Annotated in this window: 1 protein-coding gene; it reads left to right on the top strand. The window is 59.4% G+C overall.

Annotated features, from left to right (window positions below; genetic code table 11):
- The coding region (locus tag E1297_RS48725) for a hypothetical protein (RefSeq protein ID WP_196223071.1) at positions 1–320 on the top strand (320 nt) is incomplete at both ends.

The following is a 320-nucleotide window of genomic DNA, read 5'->3' as shown; positions in this document are numbered from 1 at the left end:
GTTACGGTCAAGGCCGGTCCGAAAAACGCTCATTTGCTTCGTGACCGGTTATCGTTGCATCCGGATTGGCCGCTTCGTACGGATGTGATTGCGGCTGCGCTGCTGGATGTGATTGAGGACCAGTGCGGGGCGCGGCAATACAGGGCCGTCGATGATCTCTTGAACCGCCAGTCGCCGAGGCTGAAAGGAGAGGGCGGTGATGTTCTGGCAAGACAGGATCCGGTTCAGGGAACCATTGCTGCCGTTTTGCGCATGGATCAGACCGTTCTGCCGGTTCAGGGGCCTCCAGGTACTGGCAAGACCCATGTCAGTGCCCGGTC

It is taken from the genome of Roseibium sp. RKSG952 (assembly GCF_009711355.1).
Note: the sequence above shows the minus strand (reverse complement) of the source record. Positions and strands in the feature narration are given on the sequence as shown.